Genomic DNA, 789 nt, shown 5'->3' on the forward strand with positions numbered 1-789 from the left:
ACTGATGCCAGAAAACTGTGTTATGCGGTGTTAATCCGGATTTCTCCGGGCTATCCCCCTGATATGGGCAGGTTGCTCACGCGTTACGCACCCGTGCGCCACTCTCATCAATAGCAAGCTATTGAATCCCGTCCGACTTGCATGTATTAGGCCTGCCGCTAGCGTTCATCCTGAGCCAGGATCAAACTCTCCATAGTAAAATGAAGTGTAAGACCAAGACTATTTATAATATAAACAGAATTGTCTTGTTTTTATATCTAATTCCGGACTGACCTGGCTGGTCAGTTATTGCTAACTTATCGTTCTTAACTTTCGCCAAAAACTTCAGCTACTCGTTACGTTACATGATCATTTCCTTAAAGAACTTTCTCCGCATCCGCATCGCGCTTCTGCTTTATCTATAGGCCTTACGGCCCTTGTTATCTCTTTTAAAACCCCTTCGTTTCCGACGGGACTGCAAAGGTAGAAATCTTTTTTAAACTTCCAAAATAAAAATTATCTTTTTTTTATTCCCTCCGTTTTTCAATCCATCAGAAACCAAAGTCCTTCGACTTTCTATCCCTGATTTCCCTGCTTTCAAACCCTTCCTCCCTTGCGGAGTGGTGCAAAGATAGGAACTTGAACACATTACTTCCAAGTAAACTAAACGTTATTTTTAAAGGTCTGCCGTAAAACGCTGGAACTGTTAACGATAAATTTGCCACTGCCCCTCTCCTGCCTTTCTCCCGACCAATACCCGACCTTCTTCTACCGGTATATTAGGTCTGCCTTAGTACTATCTTAGGGCTA

The sequence above is a fragment of the Sphingobacterium pedocola genome, assembly GCF_015209965.1.
GTDB lineage: Bacteria > Bacteroidota > Bacteroidia > Sphingobacteriales > Sphingobacteriaceae > Sphingobacterium > Sphingobacterium pedocola.